General features: G+C 73.4%; 26 protein-coding genes. 15 read left to right on the top strand and 11 right to left on the bottom strand.

From position 1 onward, the window contains the following. Window positions 1-95 precede the first annotated feature (95 nt). The 4 genes from UW392_RS45825 to UW392_RS45810 are packed head-to-tail and all read left to right on the top strand — an operon-like array spanning window position 96 to window position 3906. On the top strand, window positions 96-2540 hold the full coding sequence (locus tag UW392_RS45825; protein WP_320781269.1) for a nitrate- and nitrite sensing domain-containing protein: 2445 nt from the start codon (window positions 96-98) through the stop codon (window positions 2538-2540). Next, window positions 2537-2956 carry a roadblock/LC7 domain-containing protein gene (locus UW392_RS45820; RefSeq protein ID WP_320781268.1) on the top strand — a complete coding sequence of 140 codons (420 nt, stop codon included), beginning with the start codon at window positions 2537-2539 and terminating at the stop codon, window positions 2954-2956. The genes UW392_RS45825 and UW392_RS45820 overlap by 4 nt, the downstream gene beginning before the upstream one ends. A gap of 1 nt (window position 2957) precedes the next feature. Next, on the top strand, window positions 2958-3317 hold the full coding sequence (locus UW392_RS45815) for a DUF742 domain-containing protein (protein WP_320781267.1): 360 nt from the start codon (window positions 2958-2960) through the stop codon (window positions 3315-3317). Then, complete coding sequence (locus UW392_RS45810) at window positions 3304-3906, top strand: GTP-binding protein (protein ID WP_320781266.1); 603 nt, start codon at window positions 3304-3306, stop codon at window positions 3904-3906. Before UW392_RS45815 ends, UW392_RS45810 begins: the two co-directional genes overlap by 14 nt. A 30-nt stretch (window positions 3907-3936) precedes the next feature. On the opposite strand, the gene UW392_RS45805 is transcribed toward UW392_RS45810, so the two are convergent. The 7 genes from UW392_RS45805 to UW392_RS45775 all read right to left on the bottom strand — a co-directional run bounded on the left by UW392_RS45805 (window position 3937) and on the right by UW392_RS45775 (window position 10125). Further along, the gene (locus tag UW392_RS45805; RefSeq protein ID WP_320781265.1) at window positions 3937-4896 is read right to left on the bottom strand and encodes an ABC transporter substrate-binding protein; all 960 of its coding nucleotides are present in this window, start codon (window positions 4894-4896) and stop codon (window positions 3937-3939) included. A 47-nt stretch (window positions 4897-4943) separates the two neighbouring features. Beyond that, window positions 4944-5612: an ABC transporter permease gene (locus UW392_RS45800; RefSeq protein WP_320781264.1), complete on the bottom strand. Its 669-nt coding sequence runs from the start codon at window positions 5610-5612 to the stop codon at window positions 4944-4946. Then, the gene (locus UW392_RS45795; RefSeq protein WP_320781263.1) at window positions 5609-6292 is read right to left on the bottom strand and encodes an ABC transporter permease; all 684 of its coding nucleotides are present in this window, start codon (window positions 6290-6292) and stop codon (window positions 5609-5611) included. The genes UW392_RS45800 and UW392_RS45795 overlap by 4 nt, the downstream gene beginning before the upstream one ends. Beyond that, window positions 6289-7422: an ABC transporter ATP-binding protein gene (locus UW392_RS45790; RefSeq protein WP_320781262.1), complete on the bottom strand. Its 1134-nt coding sequence runs from the start codon at window positions 7420-7422 to the stop codon at window positions 6289-6291. The genes UW392_RS45795 and UW392_RS45790 overlap by 4 nt, the downstream gene beginning before the upstream one ends. 126 nt (window positions 7423-7548) lie before the next feature. Then, window positions 7549-8292 carry an FAD:protein FMN transferase gene (locus UW392_RS45785; RefSeq protein ID WP_320781261.1) on the bottom strand — a complete coding sequence of 248 codons (744 nt, stop codon included), beginning with the start codon at window positions 8290-8292 and terminating at the stop codon, window positions 7549-7551. Window position 8293: 1 nt separating this feature from the next. Continuing rightward, window positions 8294-8728: an FMN-binding protein gene (locus UW392_RS45780; protein ID WP_320781260.1), complete on the bottom strand. Its 435-nt coding sequence runs from the start codon at window positions 8726-8728 to the stop codon at window positions 8294-8296. Window positions 8729-8754: 26 nt separating this feature from the next. Then, window positions 8755-10125 (bottom strand): ferric reductase-like transmembrane domain-containing protein, encoded by a 1371-nt coding sequence (locus UW392_RS45775; protein ID WP_414497399.1) that lies wholly within the window; start codon window positions 10123-10125, stop codon window positions 8755-8757. Between the two features lie 124 nt (window positions 10126-10249). On the opposite strand from UW392_RS45775, the gene UW392_RS45770 reads away from it, so the two are divergent. Further along, complete coding sequence (locus UW392_RS45770; RefSeq protein WP_320781259.1) at window positions 10250-10948, top strand: response regulator transcription factor; 699 nt, start codon at window positions 10250-10252, stop codon at window positions 10946-10948. Window positions 10949-10953: 5 nt separating this feature from the next. Beyond that, window positions 10954-12399, top strand: a complete 1446-nt coding sequence (locus UW392_RS45765; protein WP_320781280.1) for a HAMP domain-containing sensor histidine kinase — start codon at window positions 10954-10956, stop codon at window positions 12397-12399. Between the two features lie 21 nt (window positions 12400-12420). Here UW392_RS45765 and msrB read toward each other — a convergent pair whose 3' ends face one another. The 4 genes from msrB to UW392_RS45745 form a co-directional block, all read right to left on the bottom strand. Further along, window positions 12421-12828, bottom strand: a complete 408-nt coding sequence (msrB, locus tag UW392_RS45760; RefSeq protein WP_320781258.1) for a peptide-methionine (R)-S-oxide reductase MsrB — start codon at window positions 12826-12828, stop codon at window positions 12421-12423. Window positions 12829-12842: 14 nt separating this feature from the next. Continuing rightward, window positions 12843-14231, bottom strand: a complete 1389-nt coding sequence (murC, locus tag UW392_RS45755; RefSeq protein WP_320781257.1) for a UDP-N-acetylmuramate--L-alanine ligase — start codon at window positions 14229-14231, stop codon at window positions 12843-12845. A 127-nt stretch (window positions 14232-14358) separates the two neighbouring features. After that, a complete protein-coding gene (locus tag UW392_RS45750) occupies window positions 14359-14814 on the bottom strand; it encodes an indole-3-glycerol phosphate synthase (RefSeq protein WP_320781256.1) in 456 nt (151 codons plus the stop codon). Window positions 14815-15029: 215 nt separating this feature from the next. Beyond that, entirely contained in the window at window positions 15030-15827 is a 798-nt protein-coding gene (locus tag UW392_RS45745) for a pyrimidine reductase family protein (protein WP_320781255.1), read from the bottom strand. Between the two features lie 47 nt (window positions 15828-15874). Between UW392_RS45745 and zapE the strand changes: the two genes are divergently transcribed. From zapE to UW392_RS45700, 9 genes are all read left to right on the top strand, one after another. Then, a complete protein-coding gene (gene zapE, locus UW392_RS45740; RefSeq protein ID WP_414497395.1) occupies window positions 15875-16993 on the top strand; it encodes a cell division protein ZapE in 1119 nt (372 codons plus the stop codon). Between the two features lie 683 nt (window positions 16994-17676). Beyond that, complete coding sequence (locus UW392_RS45735) at window positions 17677-18258, top strand: carbonic anhydrase (protein ID WP_320781254.1); 582 nt, start codon at window positions 17677-17679, stop codon at window positions 18256-18258. 8 nt (window positions 18259-18266) lie between these two features. Next, window positions 18267-19763, top strand: coding sequence for a SulP family inorganic anion transporter (locus tag UW392_RS45730; RefSeq protein ID WP_320781253.1), 1497 nt, complete (start codon window positions 18267-18269; stop codon window positions 19761-19763). A 145-nt stretch (window positions 19764-19908) separates the two neighbouring features. Further along, on the top strand, window positions 19909-21309 hold the full coding sequence (locus tag UW392_RS45725) for a PhoX family protein (RefSeq protein WP_320781252.1): 1401 nt from the start codon (window positions 19909-19911) through the stop codon (window positions 21307-21309). A gap of 92 nt (window positions 21310-21401) precedes the next feature. After that, window positions 21402-22247 (top strand): polysaccharide deacetylase family protein, encoded by an 846-nt coding sequence (locus tag UW392_RS45720; RefSeq protein WP_320781251.1) that lies wholly within the window; start codon window positions 21402-21404, stop codon window positions 22245-22247. Between the two features lie 18 nt (window positions 22248-22265). Next, window positions 22266-22448: a hypothetical protein gene (locus UW392_RS45715; protein WP_320781250.1), complete on the top strand. Its 183-nt coding sequence runs from the start codon at window positions 22266-22268 to the stop codon at window positions 22446-22448. Window positions 22449-22472: 24 nt separating this feature from the next. Continuing rightward, window positions 22473-23192: an aminoacyl-tRNA hydrolase gene (locus tag UW392_RS45710; protein ID WP_320781249.1), complete on the top strand. Its 720-nt coding sequence runs from the start codon at window positions 22473-22475 to the stop codon at window positions 23190-23192. Window positions 23193-23313: 121 nt separating this feature from the next. Next, window positions 23314-24669 carry a DUF692 domain-containing protein gene (locus tag UW392_RS45705; RefSeq protein WP_320781248.1) on the top strand — a complete coding sequence of 452 codons (1356 nt, stop codon included), beginning with the start codon at window positions 23314-23316 and terminating at the stop codon, window positions 24667-24669. A gap of 95 nt (window positions 24670-24764) precedes the next feature. Beyond that, a complete protein-coding gene (locus UW392_RS45700) occupies window positions 24765-25544 on the top strand; it encodes a TIGR04222 domain-containing membrane protein (protein ID WP_320781247.1) in 780 nt (259 codons plus the stop codon). The last annotated feature ends 268 nt before the right edge of the window (window positions 25545-25812 follow it).

Below are 25812 nucleotides of genomic sequence, written 5' to 3'. Positions count from 1 at the left end.
GCCCCCGCCGAAGCCCCGCACGATGCTCCCGTCGAAGCCCCGCACGGCGCCCCCGCCCAAGCCCTCCACGACGCCCCCGACCGCCTAGGACGACGATGTCTGCACGGACAGGCGCCCGGCGCCGCCTCGGCTCCATACGTCTCTCCCTGATCCTGCTGGCGCTCGTGCCGAGCGTCACCCTGGCCGCGATGTGGGGCGTGACGACGACGCAGATGTTCTCCGAGGGACTGCGGCTGCGGTCGCAGACCCAGCTGAGCCGGGCCACCGGCGCGATGGGCACCGACGCCACGCTCGCTCTGCAGCGCGAGCGCGGCGCCTCGGCGGCCTGGCTGGCCTCCGACGGCGGCTCCCGGGCCGAACTGGCGGCGCGGCGCAAGGAGACCGACCGGGCCGTGGCCGAGCTGGCCGGGGAGACCGAGGCGATCCGGCAGGCCCCCGACCGCGTCCGGGAGCGGCTGTACGCGGTGCTCGGTTCGGTGGGCAGCCTGGAGTACTACCGCGACCAGGTGGACGACCCCGGCGACATCACCGCCGTCCAGGCCCTGGACCAGTACACCGCGATCGTCGACGAGCAGATCCACGCCTTCCAGGAGCTGTCCCAGGTCGACGACGGCGACCTCACCTCGCAGGCCGGCCCGCTCGTCGCCCTGGAGCACGCCGCGGAACTCGTCTCCCAGGAGGACGCCCGGCTCACCCTGGCCTGGCCCGCCGGGCGGCTCGGCGAGACGGACTGGTCGGAGTTCGCGCAGGCGGTGCACACCCGCCGCTGGCTGGTCCGCGACCAGATAGTGCCGTCGCTGCGCGGCAGCGCGAAGACGCAGGTCGAACAGGTGCTGGCGAGCGACGCGTGGAAGACCCTCGAAGCGGTCGAGGACCAGGTCCTCGCGGCGCGGTCCACGGGCGGCGACGGGGCGATCGCCCTGCCGGACGCGCGGCAGCGCTGGACCGCCGCCCTGGACGAGGTCTCCGAGCGGTACGCCACGCTGATCCGGCAGCAGACCGCCGGACTGCTCGACCGCAGCGCCGACGAGTCGCGAGCGCTGCTGCTCACCGCCGCCTCGCTCAGCGCGGGCGGGCTGCTCGCGCTGCTGCTGTGCGTGGTGATGTCCTGGCGGATCACCCGCTCGCTCTTCCGGCGGCTGCACGGGCTGCGCAGGGCCACCCTGAGCCTCGCCGAGGAGCGGCTGCCCGACGTGGTGGAGCGGCTGGAGCGGGGCGAGACGGTCGACGTGGAGTCGGCGACCCCGCCGCTCGACTACGGCCGCGACGAACTCGGCCAGGTGGCACAGGCGTTCAACACGGCGCAGCGCACGGCCGTGCACACCGCCGTCGAACTCGCCGACACCCGGCGCGGCTTCCAGAAGGTCATCCTCGGCATCGCCCGGCAGAGCCAGAACCTGGTCAACATGCAGCTCGGCAAGTTGGACGCGCTGGAGCGCCGGCACACCGACCCCGAGGTGCTCAAGGGCCTGTACGAACTGGACTCCGTCGCCGCCCAGTTGCGCCGCTACGAGGAGAACCTCGTCATCATCAGCGGCGAGCAGCCCCGGCGCAGCTGGCGGGAGCCGGTCGCGCTGGTCGACATCCTGCGCAGCGCGATCGGCGAGGTCGCCGAGTACCAGCGGGTGGAGGTGCACACCGACGAGGAGGTGTACGTCGCGCCGCCCGCGGTGGCCGACGTCATCCACCTGCTGGCCGAGCTGATCGACAACGCCACCGCGTACTCCCCCGCTCCCGCGCCGGTCGGGGTGCGGGCGGCGATGGTCGCCAAAGGGCTGGCCATCGAGATCGAGGACCGCGGTCTCGGCCTGCCGGAGGAGGAGTACGCCTCGCTCAACGCCTCGCTGGCCTCGGACCCGAAGTTCGACGTGGTGGGCCTCGCCGGCGACCTGCGGCTCGGCATGTTCGTCATCGCCCGGCTGGCGCACCGGCACGCGATCGCGGTGACGCTGCGCTCGTCGCCGTACGGCGGCACGACAGCGATCGTGCTGGTGCCGCACGAGATCGTCGTACGGGAGCCCGCCGGCGGCCTGCCCGGCGAGCCGGCCGGCGGTCTGCCCCGGGAGCTGCCCGGTGGTCCGCCCCAGGCGCTGCCCGGCGGTCTGCCGGAAGACCCGCCCGAGCACGTGCGGGCAGACGCCGCCGACGACGACGCCGCCGCCTCGGGGCCGGCCCCCGAGCCCGTACGGCCCGGAACCCGGCCCGCCACCCCGTCCGTACCGCCCGGAACCGGGCCCACCGCCCCCTCCGTACGGCCCGGACCGGTGCCCGCGGCGCGGACCGCGCCCGGGTCGGCGTCCCGGCTCCCCCGGCGCGTGCCGCAGCAGAACCTCGCCGCCGAACTGCGGCAGGAACCGGGCGGGTCCGCCGCGCCGTCCGACAACGGGGACGGTTACCCCGACTTCACCGCCGAACGTGCCGCGTCCTCCCTCGCCGGGTTCCAGCGCGGCACGCTCAGGGCGCGTGACGAGGAGCCGGAGGAGCGGGACGGCCGCGCCTTCGGACCCGACCGCCGACCGCTCACGAAGGACACCCCATGACACGCCCCACGCCCGCCACCCACACCCAGCTGGACCAGCTGCTGACCGGACTCGTGGAGCGGGTCGCCGACGTGAACCAGGCCGTCGTCCTCTCGGAGGACGGCCTGGTCGTCAGCAAGTCCACCGGGTTCCCGCGGGACGACGCGGAGCGGCTCGCGGCGACCGCCTCGGGCCTGATGAGCCTCAGCAAGGGCGTCAGCATGGACTTCCGGGGCGGCCCGGTCCGCCAGGCGCTGATCGAGATGGCGAACGGCTTCCTGATCCTGACCTCCGCGGGTCCCGGCGCCCACCTCGTCGTGCTGACCGGTCCGGGCGCCGACGTGGGCGTGGTGGCGTACCAGATGAACATGCTGGTGAAGAAGATCGGCGAGCACCTCAGCGCGGCTCCGCGGACCGCCGCCGTCCCCGGCCAGTGACGTGACGGAGGGCGACGCGGAGGGCCGGCTCGTCCGGCCGTTCACCCTGACCGGCGGGCGGACCCGGCCGAGCCGCGCCGACTTCACCCTCATCACCACGGTGACGGCGGTCGACCCGCGGCCGGGGCGGACACCGCGCGGGCAGCCGGAGCACACCCGGATCCTGCGCCTGTGCGCCGAGCCCGTCGCCGTGGCGGAGCTGGCGGCCCGGCTCGACCTGCCGGTGAGCGTGGTGGTCATCCTCCTGTGCGACCTGCTGGAGGAGGGCCGGATCACCGCGCGAGCGCCGCACCCGGTCACCCGCGCCGCCTCGGACCTGGACCTGCTGCAGAAAGTGAGGGACGGCCTTGACCGGCTCTGAGCCCGCCGCCGACGCGGCGCCCGCCACCGACCCGGCGCCCGCCGCTCCTCAGGCGGTGAAGATCCTCATCGCCGGCGGCTTCGGCGTCGGCAAGACCACCATGGTCGGGTCGGTCAGCGAGATCGCCCCCTTGCGCACCGAGGAGTCGCTGACCGCGGCCGGACTGGGCGTGGACGATCTGGCCGGCATCGAGGAGAAACGGTCCACCACGGTGGCCCTGGACTTCGGCCGGATCACCGTCAGCGACGACGTGGTGCTGTACCTGTTCGGTACGCCGGGTCAGCAGCGGTTCTGGTTCATGTGGAACGACCTGGCGATCGGCGCCCTCGGGGCGGTGGTGCTGCTGGACGTCCGCAGGCCGGAGGCGAGCTTCGCGGCCGTGGACTTCTTCGAGCGCCGGGGCATCCCGTTCGTCGTCGGGGTCAACGGCTTCCACGGGGAGCACCCGTACCCGCCGGAGGAGATCCGCGACGCGTTGGCGCTGCCGGAGCACGTCGAGGTGCTCCTGTGCGACGCGCGCGAGCGGACCTCCTCGCGGGACGTGCTGATCGCCCTGGTCGACCGGTTGATCGCCGCGGCGAAGGGCTGAGGCGAGGCGCTGGGGGCAGGGGCCGGGCGGTCAGCCCAGGTTCGCCGACTTCAGCCAGCTCTTGGCCACGTCGAGCGGGTCCTTCTTGTCGAGCTGCACCTGCGCGTCGAGGTCCAGGAGGGTCTCGGTGTCGAGGGCGGCGGAGACCGCGTTCAGCGCGGCGACGCCCTCCTCGGAGAGGCCCTCCTTGTTGACGAGCGGGGTGACGTTGGCGAAGCCGAAGAAGTTGTCCGGGTCCTTCAGGACGACGAACTTCTCCTTCACGATGGCCGGGTCGGTGGTGAAGATGTCCGCGGCCTGCACGGTGTTCTTGGTCAGCGCCGCCTGGGTCAGCGGGCCGCCCGCGTCCAGCGCCTTGAACGACTTGAACTTCAGCCCGTACTGCGACTCCAGGCCCTTCAGGCCCTGCTCGCGGGTCTGGAACTCGGGCGAACCGCCGATCACCAGCTCCGGGGCGATGTCCTTGAGGTCGGCGAGCGTCGAGTCGGCGGTGAGCTTGTACTTCTTCGCCGTCGCCGCGTTGACGCTCACCGAGTCCTTGTCCTCGGCAGGCGAGGATTCGAGGAGCGTCAGGCTCTTGTCGAGCGCGGCCTTGGCCGCCGTGTCGACCTCTTCGGCCGACGTCTGTTCGGCGTCGGCGTCGAGGTAGGCCAGGAGCGAGCCGTTGTACTCGGGCAGGACGGTGACGGAACCGTTCTTCATCAGCCCGTACGTCGTCTCGCGGCTGCCTATGTTGTGCTTGTAGGTGACCTTGAGGCCCTTGGCCTTGAGGGCCTCGCCGTAGATGTCGGCGAGCAGCGTGGACTCGGCGAAGTTGTTCGAGCCGACGACGACCGTGCCGGCCTCCGCCTTCTCGCCCTCGAGCGGGTTGTCGCCGCCGTCGCTGTCGGAGGAACAGCCCGCGAGCAGCGCCGCTGCGGCAGTGAGCGCGACGGCCGCCGCGCCGGTGTGCCTCGTCCTGGACCTGCTGCTCTTAGCGGTGAAAGTCATCCACCGATCCCATCTCGTCGCTGTTCGGTGAGTCAAGAACGGCCTGGTCACGGTTTTCTCCGCACTCCCGGCGACACCGCGGTCCGGCCCGCCGCCCAGAACAGGCCCAGCGTCACCAGGGCCAGTACGGCCACCAGCGTGGCGCCGCCGACGACCTTCTCGTAGTCCCGCTGGTACAGGCCGTCGACGATGTACCGGCCGAGGCCGCCGAGGCTGACGTAGGCGGCGATGGTGGCCGTCGACACGATCTGGATGGCCGCCGAGCGCATGCCGCTGAGGATCAGCGGCAGGGCGACGGGCAGTTCCACCCGGAGCAGGATGCCGCTCTCGCGCATGCCCATGCCCCGCGCGGCGTCCACCGGGGCGGGGTCGACGGAGCGCACCGCCTCGTAGGTGGTGACGAGGATCGGCGGGACGGCGAGGACGACCAGCGGGATCAGGACCGGCACCAGTCCGAAGCCCCAGGTGACGACGATCAGCACCAGCAGGCCGAAGCTGGGCAGCGCGCGGGCGGCCGTCGCGACGAAGGCCAGGGCGTTGCCGCCGCGCCCGGTGTGCCCGGTGACGAGCCCGACGGGCAGGCCGATCGCGGCGGCGACGGCGAGGGCCAGCAGGCAGTACTGGACGTGTTCCCACAGGCGTTGCGGGATGCCGTCGTAGCCGTGCCAGTGGGCGCTGTCGCTGAAGAAGGCGTTGGCGAAGTCGAGGACGTTCATCCGGTCACCGCCGTGCGCCCGGTCTTCGGGCGGGGCCGGGAGCCGCGCGGCATCCAGGGGGTCAGCAGCACGCGGAGGCCGACGAGCGCGGCGTCGCAGGCGATGGCGAGGAGGGCCGTGGTGATGACGGAGTTGGCGGCCAGTTCGGGGCGGTCGTACTTCTGCGCGGCGGCGAGCAGGTTGCCGAGGGCGCCCTGGTTGCCGATGAGCGCGCCGACGCTGACCAGCGAGATGCTGGAGACGGTGGCCACCCTGAGGCCCGCCATGATCGCGGGTACGGCGATCGGCAGCTGTACCTGAGCGTAGCGCCGTACGGGTCCGAAGCCCATGGCGGTCGCCGCGGCGAGGGTCTCCTCGGGCACCGAGCGGACGCCGTCGACGATGGCCGGGACGAGCACCACGAGGCTGTACACGGCCAGCGGGATCATCACGGTCAGCTCGGTCTGGCCGGTGTAGTCGATGAGGACGACGAAGAAGGCCAGCGACGGGATGGCGTAGAGCACGGTCGTGACGCCGAGGACCGGCGGGTACAGCCAGCGGAAGCGGACGCAGAGCTGGGCCAGCGGCAGGGCGAGCAGCAGGCCCGCGAGGACCGGCAGCAGCGCCTCGCGCAGGTGCAGTCCGATCAGGCCGAGGTAGGTGTTCTGCAGGTCGCTGGGGATGTCGAAGAAGCCGTTCATCCGGCGACCTCGGCGTCGGGGAGGCTCCGCACGCGCGCGTGGGCGTGGCGGATCGCCTCGGCGATGGCCGTCTGCGAGACGACACCGGTGACCTTGCCTTCGGTGTCCACGGCGACCGCCCACCCGACGGGCGAGAGCACGGCGCAGTCCAGCGCGGCGCGCAGCGAGTCGGTGCCGGGCACGAACGGCCGTCCGTAGGGCAGCAGCCGGGCGGGGTCGATGTCGCCGGGGGTGACGTCGCGCGGCTCGCTCCAGCCGAGCGGGCGGCCGTCGGCGTCGGTGACCAGCACGTGCGGCGCGGCCTTGGCCGCGGCGGCGATCCGCCGGGCGGTGGCGTCCACGGGGACGACCGGGTCGGTGGTCGGCTCCAGCGCGGTGGAGTCGAAGAAGGAGAGCCGGCGCACGCCCCGGTCGGCGCCGAGGAAGTCCTCCACGAAGGGGTCGGCGGGGTCGGAGAGCAGTTCGGCGGGCGGCGCGTACTGGGCGAGGTGGCCGCCCTCGCGCATCACCGCGACCATCGTGCCGAGCTTGATGGCCTCGTCGATGTCGTGGGTGACGAAGACGATGGTCTTGCCCAGTTCGTCCTGGATGCGCAGGAGTTCGTCCTGGAGGCCCTTGCGGACCACGGGGTCGACGGCGGAGAACGGCTCGTCCATGAGCAGCACCGGCGGGTCCGCGGCGAGCGCGCGGGCGACGCCGACGCGCTGCTGCTGGCCGCCGGAGAGCTGGTACGGGTAGCGCTTGGCGAGGGCGGGGTCGAGGCCGACCCGCTCCATCAGCTCCGCCGCGCGCTCGCGGGCCTTCTGCTTACTCCAGCCGAGCATGCGGGGCACGGTGGCGATGTTGTCGACGATCGTGCGGTGCTGGAAGAGGCCGGCGTTCTGGATGACGTAGCCCATGGAGCGGCGCAGGGTGGTGACCGGCTGCCGGGTGACGTCCTCGCCGTCGAGGAGGATCGTGCCCTCGCTGGGCTCGACCATCCTGTTGATCATCCGCAGGGTCGTCGTCTTGCCGCAGCCCGAGGGGCCGACGAGGACCGTGATCGACCGGTCGGGTATCTCCAGCGACAGCCGGTCGACCGCCACCGTCCCGTCCGGGTACCGCTTGGTGACTGAATCTATCCGTATCAAAGCGCCGCATACCCTTCGGTGGGTTTTCGCTGGGTGGAGGAGAGGGAGGTGCTGCTCAGCCTCGTCCGGTCGATGCCGGGAGAGTCTAGACGCGCCGCCCGGGACTCCTTCCCCAGGTCGCGCTCGCTACGCCGCCGACTTCTCCGCCCTCGCGGCCGGCCATCCCGGGGTCCGCAGCACCCGGCGTCCGGCGTCCACCGCGAAGACCTCGCAGCCCGGCCGGGCCGCGGCCCACGGCACTCCCTCGCGGCCGAGCGCGAACGCCGCCGTGGCGACCGCGTCGGCCTCGGTGAGGGTCGGCGCCAGCACGGTCAGGCTGAGCAGTTCCTTCGCCGGTTCCCCGGTGCGGCCGTCCACGATGTGGTCGCCGCGTTCGTAGCGGGCGGAGGTCGCGACGGCCGCGTCGGCGACGTCGAGGACCGTACAGATCCGGTCGGCGCGGTCGGGGTGGCGTACGCCGACCCGCCAGGGCCCGCCGGCGGCGACCACGTCACCGCCGGCGTTGAGGCAGAAGCGGCGTGCTCCGGCCGCGCGCAGCAGCTCGGCCGCCCGCTGCACCGACCAGCCCTTCACCACCGCGCAGGGGTCGAAGTCCCGCCCCGGCGGCCGGGCGTCGAACGCGCCGCCGCTCGCGGCCCGGTACTCCTCGCACAGCCCGAGCACCTCGCGCAGGTCGGCGCTGGGTTCCAGTGGCTCGCCCCGCCCGTACCGGGAGACCTCGCTGTCGGCCCGGAAAGGGCTGAAGCGGGCGTCGACCTCGCGCAGCCAGCCGAAGACGGCGTCGGCGGCGCGTTCGAAGACTTCCTCGCCCGGGAGGTCGTCCACCCGGAGGGAGACGGGGAACCCCATGACGTGCTCGACGCGCCGCATCTCAGACGCCTCCTGCGTCGAGGGCCGCCTGGAGGGAGGTGCGGTAGCCGTCGCTGGTGATGGTGGCGCCGGAGACGGTGTCGATGTCGGCGCTCTGCGCTTCGAGGGTCTCCTCGACGAGTTGCGGGACGGCGGCCGTGGTCTGCGGGTGGTTGGGCTGCTGGAGCAGGGTGACGGCGGTGATGCGGTCGCCGTCGAGGGTGACCCGGACCTGTACGGGACCCTTCTCGGTGCTGACGGTGGCGCCGTCGACGACGCGTTCGGCGCTTCCACCGGAACCCTGCGAGGCGGAGGCAGAGGCAGAGGCGGAGGCGGTCGGCGCCGGCGCCGGGGCGACCTCCGCGACCGTCGAACCGCCGCCGACGGAGGGGGCGTAGCGCCAGACGGGGATCAGCCCCGCGACGCTCAGGACCAGGACGGGTATGGCTCGTTTCACGGCGTGTTCTCGTCTCGTCCGCTGCCTCAGCCGGCCAGGCTGAAGCGCTCGAAGTGGATCTGGGAGGCGGGCACGTCCAGCTCGCGCAGAGTGCCCAGCACGGCGTTCATCATGGGCGGCGGCCCGCACAGGAACACGTCGCGGTCGGCGAGGTCGGGGACGAGCCGGGCCAGTTCGGCCGGGGCGAGCCGGTCGGGTACGGGCGGTCCGGTCACGAGGTGCAGTTCGGCGCCCCTGGCGGCGGCGAGGTCGCGCAGTTCGTCGTGGAGGACGGCGTCCCGCTCGGCGGTGACCCGGTAGACGACGACGGCGTGCCCCGGCAGCTCCTCCAGGAGCGCGCGGATCGGGGTGACGCCGACGCCGCCCGCGATCAGCAGGGCGTCGGGCCGGGTGCGGTGCATGGCGGTGAACGCGCCGTAGGGACCCTCGGCGAAGACGCGGGTGCCGGGTTTGAGGTGCCGTATCGCGGCGGTGCCGTCGCCGGCGGTCTTGACGGTGAGGCGCAGGGTGCGGCCGTCGGGCGCGGCGGAGAGCGAGAAGGGGTTCGCCTGCCACCAGCGGTCCCGGGTCAGGAACCGCCACAGGAAGAACTGTCCGGCGCGCGCGGGCAGCCGGTCGAGGTCGCGTCCGGTGACGTACACGGAGACGACGTGCTCGTTCTCGGGCACCACGGCCGAGACACGCAGCCGATGGCGCAGGTTCCGCCACAGGGGGAGCGCCAGCCGCCCCGTGAACACGGCGGCGAGCGCGGCGCCCCACAGCGTGTACCAGTACGCCGTTCCCCAGGACGAGGAGGTGAAGGAGGTCCCGGCGGCGACCTGGTGGGTGAAGGCCAGCACGACGGCGACGTAGGTGTAGAGGTGGATGAAGTGCCAGGTCTCGTAGGCGAGGCGGCGTCGCGCGGCGCGCGCGGAGACCCCGCCGATCACGATCAGCAGCACGAAGGCGACCAGGGCCCGCAGCACGCCCTCGACGGTCTCGGCGAGGTCGATCAGCTGGTTCAGCGGGTCCAGGGAGGACCCCTGGGCGTAGCCGAAGCTGATCAGGACGACGTGCGCGAGGAGCGTCCACAGCACGCCGAAGCCGGTCCAGCGGTGCCAGGAGGTCAGCCGGTCCATGCCGATGCGGCGGTCGAGCCAGGGCAGCCGGGCGACGAGCAGCAGCTGGAACGCCATGAACAGGGCGCCGTACAGCCCGGCCAGGCGGCCCAGCACGATCAGCGCGTTGGAGGCGAACCCGCCCTGGACGAAGAGGACGGCGACGACGAGGGCGTTGGCGGCGCAGAACGCGTAGAGGCCGGTACGGGCCACCGCCTTCGGGCGGAGCGCGGAGGCGGTGGGCGCCTGGACGGCTCGCGGAACTCGTGGAACTCGTGGAACGCGGGGGGCAGTGGTCACGCTGTCGAGCTTCACCCGCGCGCCCTGTCGTTTTCCTGTCGGCCGCCTTTCGACTGGTTATCGATCCCGGTACGGCGGTGATCCGGGGCTCGGCGTCGCGGGCCGGGTGACGCACTATGGGCGGGTGGAAAAAGTACGACTCCTCGTCGTGGACGACGACCCGCCCATCGCCGACCTGGTCGCCACGGTCGCCCGGTACGAGGGCTGGGAGGCGGCCACCGCGAACTCCGGCGAGGAGGCGCTGCGCACCGCCGCCGCGTTCCACCCGGACATCGTGGTGCTCGACCTGATGCTCCCCGACATCGACGGGTTCGGCGTCCTGGAGCGGCTGCGCCGCTCGGGGACGATGGTGCCGGTGGTGTTCCTCACCGCCCGTGACCAGGTCGCCGACCGGGTGGCGGGGCTGACCCGGGGCGGCGACGACTACCTGGTCAAGCCGTTCGCGGTGGAGGAGCTGATGGCGCGGCTGCGGACCGTGCTGCGGCGCAGCGCGGGCCCCGGTTTCCAGCGCTCCGTGCTGAGCGTGGCGGACCTGACGATGGACGAGGACACCCGCGAGGTACGCCGCGGCTCCACGCTGATCGGCCTCACCCCCACCGAGTACGAGGTCCTGCGCTACCTGATGCGCAAGTCACCGACCGTGCTCACCAAGGCGCAGATCCTGGACCACGTGTGGGAGTACGGCTTCGGCGGCCGGTCCAACGTGGTGGAGCTGGTCGTCAGCCGGCTGCGCCGCAAACTCGACGAGGCGGGCGGCGACGGCGGTTCGCTGATCCACACGGTGCGCGGCTTCGGCTACGCGCTGCGCCGGGCGGCCCCGTGACCGGGCTGCTCCGAAGGCTGTGGCGGGCCTACCGCGGATCACGGCTGGGCACCCGTCTCGCCCTCGGCCTCGGAGCGCTCTCCCTGCTGGCGTTCGCTGTGGTCGGCACGGCGCTCACCACGTACATGCGGGACTACCTGGAGCACCAGCTCGTCGACCAGATGAAGCTGGTGCAGGTGGTGCAGACCAAGGACGCGGCGGCGCACGGCACGGTGCAGCGGCAGCCGTACTACGGCTGGTACACGGCCGTCTACGACGTCTCCGGCACCGCCGCCGACCTGCGCAGGCCCGCCGACGTGCCCGCCGACCCCGGCGCGCTGACCGCGCTGGCCGAGGAGATGGCGAGTACGGGCGAGGACGTCACGCGCACGGTACGGCTCGACCGGGACGGCCCGTATCTGGTGCGGGCCTGCGAGGTGCAGCCGGGGGTGGTGCTGGTCAGCGCGGCGCCGCTCGGGGACATCGAGAACACGATGGACCGCCTGATCACGGTCCAGGTGGTCGCGTTCGGTCTGGCCCTGCTCGCCCTGGTGTTCTTCGGCCGCCGCATGCTCCGCCGCGGCCTGAAGCCGCTGAGCGACATGGCGGACACGGCACAGGGCATCTCCTCGCACGACCTCAGCGAGTCGGCGGCCCGGCTGCCGCTGCGCGACGCCGGCCGGGACGGCGGCCGGGAGGTCACCGAACTGCGCACCGCCTTCAACGCGATGCTGGAGCACATCGACGACTCCCTCGCGGTCCGCGCGGAGGCGGAACGGCGCCTGCGCCGCTTCGTCGCCGACGCATCCCACGAACTCCGCACACCCCTCATGTCCGTCCGCGGCTACGCCGACCTCTTCCAGTACGCGGCGGCCAACGAGCCCGGCGAACGCGAGCGGCACCTGGCCCGGCTGCGCGCCGAGGCGGCCCGGATGGGTTTCCTCCTGGACGACCTGCTGCTCCTGGCCCGCCTGGACGCGGCGGAGGTCGAGGCGCCGCTGCGGATGACGGAGACGGACCTCACGGAGCTGGCCCGCCAGGCGGCCGACGCGTTCCGCGCCTCACACCCGGGCCGCCCGCTGACGGTGACGGCCCCCGAGGAACCGGTCCGCCTCCGGCTGGACCCGCAACGCGTCCGCCAGGTCCTGGACAACCTCCTGACCAACGCCGCCGTCCACACGCCACCGGGGACGGCGGTCTCCGTGCGCGTGTCCCTGGACGCGGAGTCGGCCCGGGTGGAGGTCGCCGACGCGGGCCCCGGCATCCCGCCCACCGACCGCTCCCGCGTCTTCGACCGCTTCTACCGCGTCGACAAGGCCCGCAGCCGCGACCGGGGCGGCAGCGGACTGGGCCTGGCGGTGGCGCGGTCGCTGGTCGAGGCGCACGGGGGGTCGGTGGAGCTGGGCGGCGGCACCGGCGGTGCGGTGTTCACGGTGCGGTTGCCGCTCGGCGCCGGGCGGCGGACCGTGTGAACACGGCCCGCCCCGGCCTGCCTACTTCTCCGCCGGCTCCAGCCGCAGCGACACCGAGTTGATGCAGTACCGCTGGTCCGTCGGGGTCGCGTAGCCCTCGCCCTCGAAGACATGGCCGAGGTGGGAGCCGCAGCGGGCGCAGCGGACCTCCGTGCGGACCATGCCGTGGGACGTGTCGCTCAGCAGCTCCACCGCGTCGTTGTCCTTCGGGTCGTAGAAGGACGGCCAGCCGCAGTGGGACTCGAACTTGGTGGTCGAGGTGAACAGCTCCGCGCCGCAGGCGCGGCAGGAGTACACGCCCTGGGTCTTGGTGTCGGTGTACTCACCGGTGAACGCGGGCTCCGTGCCGGCCTGCCGCAGGACGGCGTACTCGGCCGGGGACAGCTCCTCGCGCCACTGCTCGTCCGACTTCTCGACGCTGTACGCCATGAGTCCTCAGCTCCTTACTTTCCGAGACGGTCCAGAATGAGCGGGCCGAGGTCCGTGACGTCTCCCGCTCCCATGGTGAGAACGAGATCACCGGGGGTCGCCATTCCCGCGATCGCCTCCGGCACCCCGGCCGCCTCGTGCAGCGGCGTGACGTCCGCGCCGGCCGCGCGCGCGGCCTCGATGATCAGCTCGCTGGTGACGCCGGGGATCGGGTCCTCGCGGGCCGGGTAGATGTCGAGGACGACCGAGGCGTCCGCGAGCGCCAGCGCCTGGCCCATCTCCTTGCCCAGCTCCTGGGTGCGGGAGAACAGGTGCGGCTGGAAGACGACGAGGATGCGCGCGTCACCGGCCGCGGCCCGCATCGCCTCCAGGTCGGCCGTCATCTCGGTGGGGTGGTGGGCGTAGGAGTCGATCACCTGGACGCCCGCCGCCTCGCCCTTGAGCTGGAGGCGCCGCTTGACGCCGGTGTAGGCGGCGAGCGCGGGGGCCAGCTCGGCGGCCGGGATGCCGAGGGCCGCGCCGGCGGCCAGGGCGGCGACCGCGTTGGACGCGTAGTGGCGGCCGGGGACGGAGACGGTGAAGGTCAGCTCCGTACCGTCGAGGACGACGGTGACCTCGCTCTTCAGGCCCTGCGGGACCACGGAGAGGATGCGTACGTCGGCGTCGGCGGCCTCCCCGTACGTCACCGTCCGTACCGTCCCCGCGAGCCGCCGGGTCAGCTCGCGGGCGCCCTCGTGGTCGGCGGAGACCACCAGCGTGCCGCCGGGCACGATCCGGCCCGCGAACGTCTCGAAGGACTCGTAGATCTCCTCCATCGACGCGTAGTTCGCGTGGTGGTCGAGTTCCACGTTGAGGACGATGGCGACCTCGGGGGCGTACTTGTGGAAGCTGCGGTCGGACTCGTCGGCCTCGGCGACGAAGATCTCGCCGGTGCCGTGCAGCGCGTTGGAGCCGGGGGCGTCCAGGTCGCCGCCGATCGCGTACGAGGGGTCCAGGCCCAGCGCGGCCAGGGAGACCGCCAGCATGGAGGTGGTGGTGGTCTTGCCGTGCGTGCCGGCCACCGCGAGCGGGCGCACCCCCTCCATCAGGGCGGCGAGCGCGTCGGAGCGGTGGACGACCGGGATGCCCCGCTCGGCGGCGCGGGCCAGCTCGGGGTTGTCGGCGCGGATCGCGGAGGAGACGACCACGCAGCTCGCGTCGGAGGCGAGGTGCTCCGCGGCGTGCCCGATGTGGACCGTCGCGCCCAGTGCGCGCAGCGCCTGCGCGGTGGCGGAGTCCTTCGCGTCGCTGCCGGCCACCTCGGCCCCGCGCTGGGCGAGGATCTTGGCGATCCCCGACATGCCGGCGCCGCCGATGCCGATGAAGTGCGGTCGGTCCATGGCGGCGGGGAGGCCGGGTGCCATGTGTGTCTCCCTGTGCGTGCTGGTCTGGCTGGTCTGGCTGCTTCGGTGCCCCGCCGTACGGTCCTGCGGTACGGCGGACGTGCGGAAGTCAGCCTATGCCGTGCCCCGCACACCCGCCGGGCCCGCCTCACGCCTTGCTGTGCGAGAACAGCTTCAGCACCGGGACGCCGACCTTGTGCCGGGCGCGGGAGGCCCAGTCCCGGTGGAAGAACTCCTCCACGTAGTGCGGGTCGGTCAGGACGATCACCTCGTCGGCGCCGACCTCTTCGACGAGCTTCTTGAGCGAGTCCAGCGGGTGGTCGTCGATCAGCCGGCCCACCGCCTCGCTGCCGGAGGCGCGCAGTGCGGTGAGGGAGACCTCCAGGGCGCGCTGTCCGACGGTCAGCGCCTCCTCGCCCTCGGGGGTCTCGCCCTCGCGGACGGCCTCGTCCAGCTCGCCGAGCGCGACGTCGTCGATGGCCCGCAGCAGGCGGTCCGCCTGGTCGCCGCGGGGCTGGAGCAGCACGTGGAAGGAGACGGCCTCGTCCCCGTGCAAGGTGGTGACGAACTCCACGTCGGCGGACGTCAGGGCCTTCTCGATCATCAAAACGCTTGTGAACACCAGGCGCCCCTTCTCCATCGCGGGCCCTCGGGCCCCACCCTCGTGAGCCGTGGCCGGCCCCTTGAGGAAACCATCCTGCCCCGTGACCGCACGGGTACTGCCGGATTCAGTGTGCCCGTCGCGGATCAAACGGAACGACCGATTCCGATAATCGCCGGACCGGAGCGACCGGGCCGCCGTACGCGACGGGCGGCCCGTCACACCCGCCGGTAGCTGCCGAAGAGGAATCCGTCCTCCTCCAGCAGGGAGGCGAGCCGGAACCGCCGGGGCACCTCCACCGACGGGCCGCCGGCGATCCGCTGCGCGTCCCCGGCCGTAAGCATCGGGGCGAGCGCGAGGCACAGCTCGTCCAGCACCCCGGCCGCGACGAACTGCCCGAGCAGCCGGGGGCCGCCCTCGGTCAGCAGCCGCCGGTGGCCCAGCTCGCCGAGGGCGCGGACGGCCCGCGCGGGATCGACGCCGGCGCCGTCCCCGGCCCGCACCACCCTGGCGCCCGCCTTCTCCGCGGCGGCTACCCGGTCGGCCGGTGCCGCGGCCCCGGTCAGGACGACCGTGGGCACCAGCGGCGCGGTGTAGAGCGGCAGTGAGAAGTCCAGGTCCAGGGAGGCGCTGACGACCGCGATCGCCGGTGCCGGTCCCTGTCCGGCGGCCTGCCTCGTCTCCGCGAACTCCGCACGCGCGCGTGCGGGGCGGTACTCCTCCTGGCGGACGGTCTCGGCGCCTACGACGATCACGTCCGCGAGCGCCCGCAGCGTGCCGAAGATCCGCATGTCGGCGGGGCTGGAGATCGGCTGGGAGCGGTTGTCGTGCTGGGCGGCGCCGTCGAGGGTGGAGACCATGTTGGCCCGCAGCCAGCCGCCGGTCCCGCTCTCGCCGGGCGCGGGGTAGGCGTAGGCCGCGGCCAGCTCTTCGAGGCTCCACTCGCGCTCGCCCCTCTCCGCCGGGGGCGCGTCCGGCGTCGCTGTCTGGTCGGTCACAGGGAACAGGCGTCGCATGCCGTGCAGTCTTCCACGGCGGTCCGGGGCATCTAGCATGATGAACTGTGTCGTCGCCCTCCCCCGCTCCCCGCCCCGCCGCCCCGGAGTCCCGCTCCATAGCCGGCGTGGCCCCGCTGTCCCTCTGCGCCCGTGAGCCGCACGTCCCGGCCGACCGTCTGGTGGCCGAGATGGTGCCGCCGCCGCGGTTCGACTCCGTCCGGTTCGACACGTACGTACCGGACCCGAACCAGCCGAGCCAGAGCGAGGCCGTGACGGTCCTGGCGGGTTTCGCGGCCGGACTCGGCGCGGCCCCGGCGACCGGCGGCCGGCGCGGCCTGTTCGGACTGGGCCGCGGCAAGGCGCCCAAGACCCCGGCCGGCCCCCGCGGTGTCTACCTCGACGGCGGCTACGGCGTCGGCAAGACCCACCTGCTGGCCTCGCTCTGGCACGCGACCCCGGCCGAGCCCGCCGCCAAGGCGTTCGGCACCTTCGTGGAGCTGACCAATCTGGTCGGCGCCCTCGGTTTCCAGCAGACCGTGCGGACGCTCTCCGGCCACCGGCTGCTGTGCATCGACGAGTTCGAGCTGGACGACCCGGGCGACACCGTCCTCGTCTCCAGTCTGCTGGGCCGGCTCGTGGAGGCGGGCGTGGCGCTCGCCGCCACCTCCAACACGCTGCCGGGCAAGCTCGGCGAGGGCCGGTTCGCGGCGGCCGACTTCCTCCGGGAGATCCAGGGCCTGTCGGCCCACTTCAAGACCCTGCGCATCGACGGCGAGGACTACCGTCACCGCGGTCTTCCCGAGGCCCCGGCGCCGTACTCCGACGAGCAGGTCACCCGGGCGGCGCAGGCCACCGCGGGCGCTTCCCTCGACGCCTTCCCCGACCTGCTCGACCACCTCGCGCGCGTGCACCCCAGCCGCTACGGCGCGCTGGCCGACGACCTCACGGCCGTGTGCCTCACCGGGGTGCGCCCGGTGCCGGACCAGTCGACGGCGCTGCGTCTGGTGGTGCTCGCGGACCGGCTCTACGACCGCGAGGTGCCGGTGCTGGCGTCCGGGCTGCCCTTCGACCGGCTGTTCGGCGAGGACATGCTGAACGGCGGCTACCGCAAGAAGTACTTCCGGGCGATATCCCGGCTGACCGCGCTGGCGCGCGACGCGGCGGGGCTCGTACAGGCCGGCTGAGCGCCCCCGACCACACCCGAACGCCCCCGGTCAAGGGGGCGTTCGGGCCACTCGGCCACTCTTTTCAGGTCCTCTTCAGACTCGAAACGCTACGTTAACCCTGCAAACGACTTCGCCGGGTTAACGTCTTTCTTGACCAGTCATTGACCAGCCATTGACCAAGTGCTGGCCTGTGCACAGCGTTCGTGATCAGCCGAGGGGGGCGGATGTTCCGAGGTGCGTGGGCTGCTGCCCTGATCTCACTCCTCGCCGTCACCCTGTTCGCCCTTCCGGTCTTCACTCCGGGCGGATCATTCGCATCCGCGCATACAAGTCGTGAAGCCGTGGCCAAAGCTCCGTCCGGAACCAATCCCTCCGCACGGGCTCAGCGCGTCGAGACCGTCGCCTGCCACGACACCGGCCGCCCCGGGGACCCGACCGGTCCTCTCCGGGTACGCGACCGGCACCGCTCCGCCGCCGCCCCGGCGCCCGACGCCCCCGAGCGACCGCTCCCGAGGCAGCGCACCCAGGCCGCCTCGGACCCGGCACCGCCATGCACCGGGCACCGGCGTCCGTCGAGATCCTCGGCGGACCGCACCCCCGCGGCACTCCAGGTGTTCCGCTGCTGAGTACCTGAGCAGCCCCCCACCCTGTCCTGCCCATCCGACGCGCCCCCACTGCGCGCCAGGAGGAATCACCCCATCATGCAGCCCCTCATCGACCACGCCCGCTCGTACGGACAGCGCCCTGAGGAGTTCGCCAGGTTCGCCGAAGGCCAGTCCCCCGACGTCCTGTTCATCACCTGCGCCGACTCGCGGGTCGTCCCCGCGCTGATCACCGGCGCCCGTCCCGGCGAGCTGTTCGAGCTGCGCACCGCGGGCAACGTCGTGCCGCCGTACACCGCCGAGCGCCCCACCGGCGAGGCGGCCACCATCGAGTACGCCGTGACGGTGCTCGGCGTGCACGACATCGTGGTCTGCGGCCACTCGCACTGCGGAGCCGTCGGCGCCATGGTCCGCGGCGACGACCTGACCTCCGTACCGGCCGTGCGCGACTGGCTCGGCTACGGCACCGAGCCCCCCAAGTGCACCGACCCCAACGACCCCACCGTGATAGAGGCCGTGCAGAACCACGCCCTCGCCCAGATCCTGCGGCTGCGCTCCTACCCGTGCGTGGAGCGCCGGCTGGCGGAGGGCACCCTGCGGCTGCACGGCTGGTACTACGAGGTGCACACCGGCCGCGTGCTCGCGCACGACGCGGACACCGACACGTTCGAAGCCCTGTGAGCGCCGCCATGGACCGGAAGAACACCACCCGAATATCCAAGTACCCCTTCCTGCGGCAGGACTTCGCCGCCTCCCTCGTCGTCTTCCTGGTCGCGCTGCCGCTCTGCGTCGGGGTCGCCGTCGCCTCCGGCGTCCCGGCCGAACTCGGCCTGGTCACCGGCATCGTGGGCGGCATCGTCGTCGGCCTGCTGCCGGGCAGCAGCCTCCAGGTCTCCGGCCCCGCCGCCGGACTGACCGTCCTGGTCTACGAGGCCGTCGACACCTACGGCCTGGCCGCGCTCGGCGTCATCGTGCTGGCGACCGGGCTGCTCCAGCTGGGCATGGGCGCCCTGAGGCTGGGGCGCTGGTTCCGGGCCATCTCGCTCTCGGTCGTCGAGGGCATGCTGGCCGGTATCGGGCTCGTCATCATCGCGGGCCAGCTGTACGCGGCGGCCGGGCTCGACGCGCCCGCCTCCGGCCTCGACAAGATCCTCGGGCTGCCGGGTGCGTTCGCCGACGCCGTCGGCTCCACCGAGGCCCTGGCCTCGGTGGCGGTCGGCGCGGGCACCATCGCGGTGATGGTGGGCTGGAAGAAGCTGCCGAAGCGGGCGCAGACCGTGCCCGGCGCGCTCGCCGCGGTCGTCCTGGCCACCCTCGCCGTCCTCGCCTTCGGCCTGCCGGTCGCCACCGTCGAGGTCAACGGCCTGCTGGACTCCGTGCAGCTGCCCGGTGCGGACGCCTTCGGCGAGCTGGCGAGCATCGGCATCTTCGGCACGATCGCCGCCTTCACCCTGATCGCCTCCGCCGAGAGCCTGTTCAGCGCCGCCGCGGTGGACCGGCTGCACGACGGTCCGCGCACCGAGTACGACAAGGAACTGATGGCGCAGGGCGCGGGCAACGCGGTGAGCGGTCTGCTCGGCGCGCTGCCGATGACCGCGGTGATCGTGCGCAGTTCGGCCAATGTCGCGGCGGGCGCGAGGACGAAGACGTCCCGGGTCCTGCACGGCGTGTGGCTGCTGCTCTTCGCCGCGCTGCTGCCCTCGGCGCTGGCCCTGATCCCGCTGCCCGCGCTGGCCGGCGTCCTGATCCACGCCGGGTGGAAGCTGATCCCGTTCCGCCAGCTGGTGGCGTTGTGGCGGGGGCACCGGGGCGAGGCCCTGATCCTGATCGTCACGGCCGTGTCGATCGTCGTCGTCAACATGTTCGAGGGCGTCCTGATCGGTCTGGCGCTGTCCGTGGTCAAGACCGCCTGGGAGGCCTCGCACCTCAGGACGGACGTCGTCGACAAGGGCGCCGGACCCGTCCAGGTGCACCTGTCGGGCAACGCGACCTTCCTGCGGCTGCCGAAGATCCTCGACAGCCTGGAGTCGCTGCCCCCGGACCGTCCGGTCGAGCTGGACCTCTCCGGGCTGCACCACCTGGACCACGCCTGCCGCACGGCGCTGGAGAACTGGGCCGAACGGCACAGCGCCACCGGCACGGACCCGGTGAAGGTCACGGAACCGGCGCGGGCCACGACCGGGTGACCCCCTCCTGAGACGGTCGGTCACCCCGCGCACCGGTGCGGGGTGACCGACCGTGACACGTGCTACGCGCGTGGTTCCCGGGCCACCTGCGAGGTGATAAACACAGCGGGGTCACAGTCCTGTCCGCCAGCAGGAAGGTTTCCCCATGTCCGTGTCGTCCCCCCGTCAGGAACCTCCGGCGTCCCGCCGGGAACTCATCGCCCGCTCCGGAGCCCTCGGAGCGGGCATCGTCTTCAGCGGCGCCCTGACGGAACTCTTCACCGGCACCGCCGCCGCGCAGACCCTCGGCCGCACCGGGTACGGCCCCCTGGTGCCCGACCCGGACGGGCTCCTCGACCTCCCCGCCGGCTTCCGCTACCGAGTGCTGTCCCGGGAGGGCGAGCCGCTCCGCTCCGGCGAGGGCCTCGTCCCCTCCAACCACGACGGCATGTCCGCGTTCCCCGTCCGCCGCGGCCGCGGCGCCGTCCACCTGGTCCGCAACCACGAGAACCGGGCCGACGGCCGGCACCCCGTCCCCACCGTCGAGGGCCTCACCTACGACCCGGCCGGCAAGGGCGGCTGTACGGCGCTCACCCTCGACTCCCGCGACCGGGTGCTGTCCGAGCGGGTGGCCATCGCCGGTACGGCCGTGAACTGCGCGGGCGGACCCACCCCCTGGGGCACCTGGCTGACCTGCGAGGAGACCGAGGACAGGGCCGGCACCAACGGCTACACCAAGGACCACGGCTTCATCTTCGAGGTCGATCCGGCCGACCCGCACCGCACCGGAGCGGTCCCGCTGACCGCGATGGGCCGCTTCCAGCACGAGGCGATCGCCGTGGACCCGCGACGGGGGATCGTCTACGAGACCGAGGACGCCTTCGAGAAGCCGTTCGGCCTCTTCTACCGTTTCCTGCCCGAGGACCCGCTGGGCGGTACCGGTTCGCTGCGCGCGGGCGGCCGGCTCCAGGCGATGCGCGTACCGGGCGTCCCCGACCTCTCCACGGTCCAGGAGACCGGCGCGACGTTCGACCGGATCGAGTGGGTGGACGTCCCCGACCCGCTGGCCGGCGGGACCCCCATCCGCTTCCAGGACTTCGGCCGGGGCGGCATCACCCACGCCCAGAAACTGGAGGGCTGCTACTGGGGCGGGAGCAGCGTCTACTTCGTGTCGTCGTTCGCCCGCGGCGCGGACGGCTCGGCGGCGGACCACTACGGGCAGATCTGGCGCTACGACCCCGAGCGGCGCCGGCTCACCCTGGTGATCGTCTTCGGCCCGGACACCGACGTCCAGCTGCCCGGCGAGTCCCCGGACAACATCTGCCTGGCCCCCAGCGGCGGCCTCATGGTCTGCGAGGACGGCAACGGCGCGCAGCACGTCTACGGGGTGACGCGCCAGGGCGAGGTGTACGCGATGGCGCGCGGCGCGCAGAACATCGGTACGCCCGAGGAACCCGAGTGGGGCGAGTTCGCCGGGGTCACCTTCTCCCCCGACGGCGAGACGATGTACGTCAACTGCTACACCCCGGGCACGACGTTCGCGGTGACGGGCCCCTGGCGGAGGTGAACCGGCGGTCCGGGAGGCCGGGCGGGTGACCGTCCGGCCGGGTCGGCGCCGCGCACCACGGGACGGGACGAAACCCCCCATACGTTCGTACGATGATCACTCTCGTACGACGTACGGTCGCCGTCTGTGCCCTGGGCGCCGCCCTCGCCGCCTGCGGGACCGCCGAGGCACCGCGTCCGGCCGCACCGTCCCCGCCCTCGTCGGCCGCGCCCGCCCCGTCCCGGCCGCCGACCCTCGCACCCGGCCCGGCGGGGCTCACCCCCGTCTTCGCACACGGCCCGCGCTCGCGTGACAAGACCGTCGCCCTCACCTTCGACGCCGACATGACCGCCGACCAGGGGCCGCGCGCGGCGGCCGGGGAACGGTTCGACAACCCGGAGCTGATCGCGGCGCTGCGGGAGCTGAAGGTGCCGGCGACGGTCTTCATGACCGGGCGGTGGGCCGAGGAGTACCCCGACCAGGCGCGCTCGATCGGCCGGGACCGGCTCTTCGAGGTCGCCAACCACTCCTACAGCCACCACGCGTTCACCCCTGACTGCTACGGCCTGCCGACCGTGGCGCGGGGCGCGATGCGCGCGGACGTGGAGCGGGCGTACGCGGCGTTCCGCGAGGCGGGGGTCGCGGAGCCGATGCCGTACTTCCGCTTCCCGGGCGGCTGCCACGACCGCGCCGCCCTGAAGGAGCTGACGGGCGCCGGTGTCACCGCCGTGCAGTGGGACGTGGTCAGCGGCGACGCCTTCGCCACGGACGCGGACGCGGTGGCCCGGCAGGTCCTGGACGGGGTGCGGCCGGGGTCGGTCGTGGTCATGCACTGCACGCGCAGCGCGGCCCCGACGACCGAGCGGGCGGTGCGCGCGGTCGTCCCGGAGCTGCGCCGCCAGGGGTACCGGTTCGTGAAGGTGTCGGAGCTGGTGGGGGCCGCCAACGGACGGCGCTGACCGATCTACGCTGGTGGTATGAGCGACGACGACTACTGCCTGATCGAACAGGCGCCGAAACCGCCGAAGGCCGAGGGCCCGCCGTACGCGGAGTGCGTGCTGTGCCGGAAGGAGACGGAGTACCCGGAGTCGTACAAGGGGATCACGCTCTGCCCGGCCTGCGAGTGGCTGGAGGCGCAGCGGACGGCCTGCTCGGGCTGACCGGAGTATTGGCAGACTGGGGGCATGAGCACCGATCCCACCGCCACCGCCGACAGCCCCTTCCGCGCCGAGCCCGGCGACCGCGACCTCGCCCCGCAGTTCGTGCTGCCGCTGGTGGTGCGGATCGAGCGGGCCGCGCCGCCGGCCCGCACCGACGCACTGGAGACGGCGGCCCGCGCGGTGCTGGTGATCCTCGCCGACGGGCGGTCGCACGGCGACGGGGAGTGGGCGCGGGCGATGCGGGACTGGCAGGACGCCCGTATCCGCAAGGTGGTGCGGCGGGCGCGCGGCGCGGAGTGGCGGCGCGCGGAGGCGCTGCCCGGCATCACGGTCACCGGGAAGACGGCGGAGGTACGGGTCTTCCCGCCCGTCCCGCTGGACGGCTGGCCCAAGGACCTCGCCAGGCTCCAGGTCTCCGGCACCGACCTCGACGACCCCGAGCCCCCGCCGGCGGCCGATCCCGCCGGACCGGTGCTGTGGCTCAGCCCCGGTCTTGACATGTCGGCCGGCAAGGCGATGGCGCAGGCCGGGCACGGCGCACAGCTCGCCTGGTGGGAACTGGACGACGGACAGCGGGCCGCCTGGCGCGACGCGGGGTTCCCGCTCGCCGTGCGCACCGCGGACCCCGCGCGGTGGGAGCGGCTGACGGCGGGCGGGCTGCCGGTGGTGCGGGACGCCGGGTTCACGGAGATCGCGCCGGGGTCGTGCACGGTGGTGGCGGACCACCCGGCGCTGCGGCGGTAGCGGCCGGGACGCCGCACCGGAAACCTCAAATGTTCCTCTGAAGGCGTGTGCCGCGCGGTTGAGGGCCGTGTTCCGCGGCGATACCCCCGGCATGTGCGGAACAGAGACGGGGGGTGAGGGCATGCGCCGACTGGGGACCGGCATCGGCTGGCGTCCGGAGATCGCGGACGCCGTGGAGCTGATGCCGGGGATCGACTGGGTCGAGGTCGTGGCGGAGAACGTCTGCCCCGGCCACCTTCCGGCGTCGCTGCTGCGGCTGCGCGAGCGCGGCGTCACCGTGGTCCCGCACGGTGTCTCGCTCGGGCTCGGCGACGCGGGCCGTCCCGATCCGGGGCGGCTCGCCGCTCTCGCCGAGCGGGCCGAGACGTTCGGATCGCCGCTGGTCACCGAGCACATCGCGTTCGTACGGGCGGGCGGCGCGCCGACGGCCGCGCCCCGGCTGGAGGCCGGGCACCTGCTGCCGGTGCCGCGCACCCGCGACGCCCTCGACGTGCTCTGCGCCAACGTGCGCGTCGCGCAGGACGCGCTGCCCGTGCCGCTCGCCGTCGAGAACATCGCCGCGCTGTTCTCCTGGCCGGACGAGGAGCTGACCGAGGGCCAGTTCCTGTACGAGCTGGCCGACCGGACCGGCGTACGGCTGCTGATCGACGTCGCCAACCTGTACACCAACCACGTCAACCGCGGCGAGGACCCCGCCGAGGCCCTCGCGGACCTTCCGCTGGAGGCCCTCGCCTACGTCCACGTCGCGGGCGGCTTCGAACGGGACGGCGTCTGGCACGACAGCCACGCCCATCCCGTGCCGCGGCCGGTCCTGGACATCCTCACCGACCTCGCCTCGCGCGTGGCACCGCCGGGGGTGCTGCTGGAGCGGGACGAGAACTTCCCCGACCCGGGCGAGCTGGAGAGCGAACTGGCCGCGATCCGGGCGGCGGTGGAGACGGGGCGGGACGCGGTACGGGGGTCCGCCGGCCCCGCTTCGGAACGGGCGGGGACCCGGGGGCCCGCCCGTTCCCCCGCCGGCTCCGGCGTGCGGGAGCGCCGCGCGGTGCCGCCCGTCGGGGAGGACGTCCGGCGGCGGCTCGGGGACGGCCAGGCCGCGCTGCTGGGCGCGCTGGTCGCCGGGGCGCCCGTGCCCGACGGGTTCGACGCGGAGCGCCTTGAGGTGCAGGCACGGGCGCTCGCCGGGAAGCGGGCCGGGGTGGTGGCCCAGGTCGCGCCCGAACTGCCGGAGATCCTGGGCGCGGCGTACCGGCCGGCCTTCCTCGCGTACGCGCGGGTCAGGCCGATGACCGGCGGCTACCGCCGGGACGCCCTGGACTTCGCCGCGCATCTGCTGCGGCCCGGGGAACTCGACGACGGCCGGGTCCGGCGGGCGGTGCGCGCGTGGTGGCGGGAGCGGTCGGGGCCGGTCCCCCGCTCGCGCCGGCCGGCGGTGCGACTGGCGCGGGCCACGCGACGGATGGTGCTGCGGCACTGAGACGGCCGAACGGAACATCACGTACCGGCAACACTGGGGTCCGGATGCTGAACAGGGCGTGGCGGAGGTCATGGCCTTTGGCATAGAAAAACGGCATGTTCTGGGTCCTCCTCCTTCTGCCGGCCTGGGCCGTCGCCGGTATCGCGTGCACCCGGCTGTGCCTGGCCGCCGCCCGCGCCGCGGCCGCCGACGCGGACTCGGCACACAGCCGTGAACTCGACCTCTACGAGGCGGCCTTCCTCTCGGGCGGCCCCGCGCGGGTCGCCGACCTGACCCTGGTCTCCATGGCCCGTCAGCGACGCCTCCTGCTCGCGCACACGGGCTGGGCGACCGTCGTCGACCCGCGCGGGCAGGACGAGATGGAGCGGTCGGTGATCGGCGTCATCGGACCGGAGGGGCAGTCCCGGATCGCCCCGGTGCGGGCGTCCGCCGCCGCCACGGACGCGATGCGCGGGCTGGCCGACCGGCTGGTCACCGCCGGTCTCGCCGTGCCGGACGGCACGCACACGGTCGCGGCGGCGGTCCGCCGGGTGCGGCTCGCCGCGCTGGTGGTGTGCGCGCTCGGCGCCGCCGCGCTGGCGCTGCCCGTCCCCACGGACATACCGAGGTATCTGATCGCGCTCTGGTTCGCGCTGCCGCTGGCCCTGACCCTGAGCTGCCTGGCGATAGCGCGGATCGAGGTGCACCCGTACTCGGCGTGGGCGTCGCCGGCCGGGCAGCGGCTGCTCGGCGCGTTCGCCCGCCGGGCGGGGCGGCGCGGTGCCGCGGCCACGGACCTGACGTGCGTCGCCGTCCGCGGTGTCCGGGCGATCGGCGAACCGGACCTGCGTGCGGCGTTCGCACACCGCGAGGAGTACGGGAGGCTGCCGGACTGACCCGTCCGGGGCGCCCCGAGGCTCTCCGCGGCGACACCCGCCGGGGTGCTTGCCTTCCCCGCCCCTCGCACGAAACATCCCTTTTGTCATGCGCGCACGCCGTGCGGCCCGGCGCACTTCCACGCGCCCGCGTGCACGCCGTACTCGAAGGGATGGACGATGAGAGCAGCCGCCCGCTTCTCGGCCGCCGGGGTCCTGCTCCTGGCGGCCCTCGCCGCCGCCCCCGCGGACGCCGCGCCGGACGACGACGGCGGCGGCGCCGCGGAGC

The sequence above is a fragment of the Streptomyces sp. CRN 30 genome (genome assembly GCF_034105845.1).
This window is presented reverse-complemented; position numbering and strand designations above follow the sequence as displayed.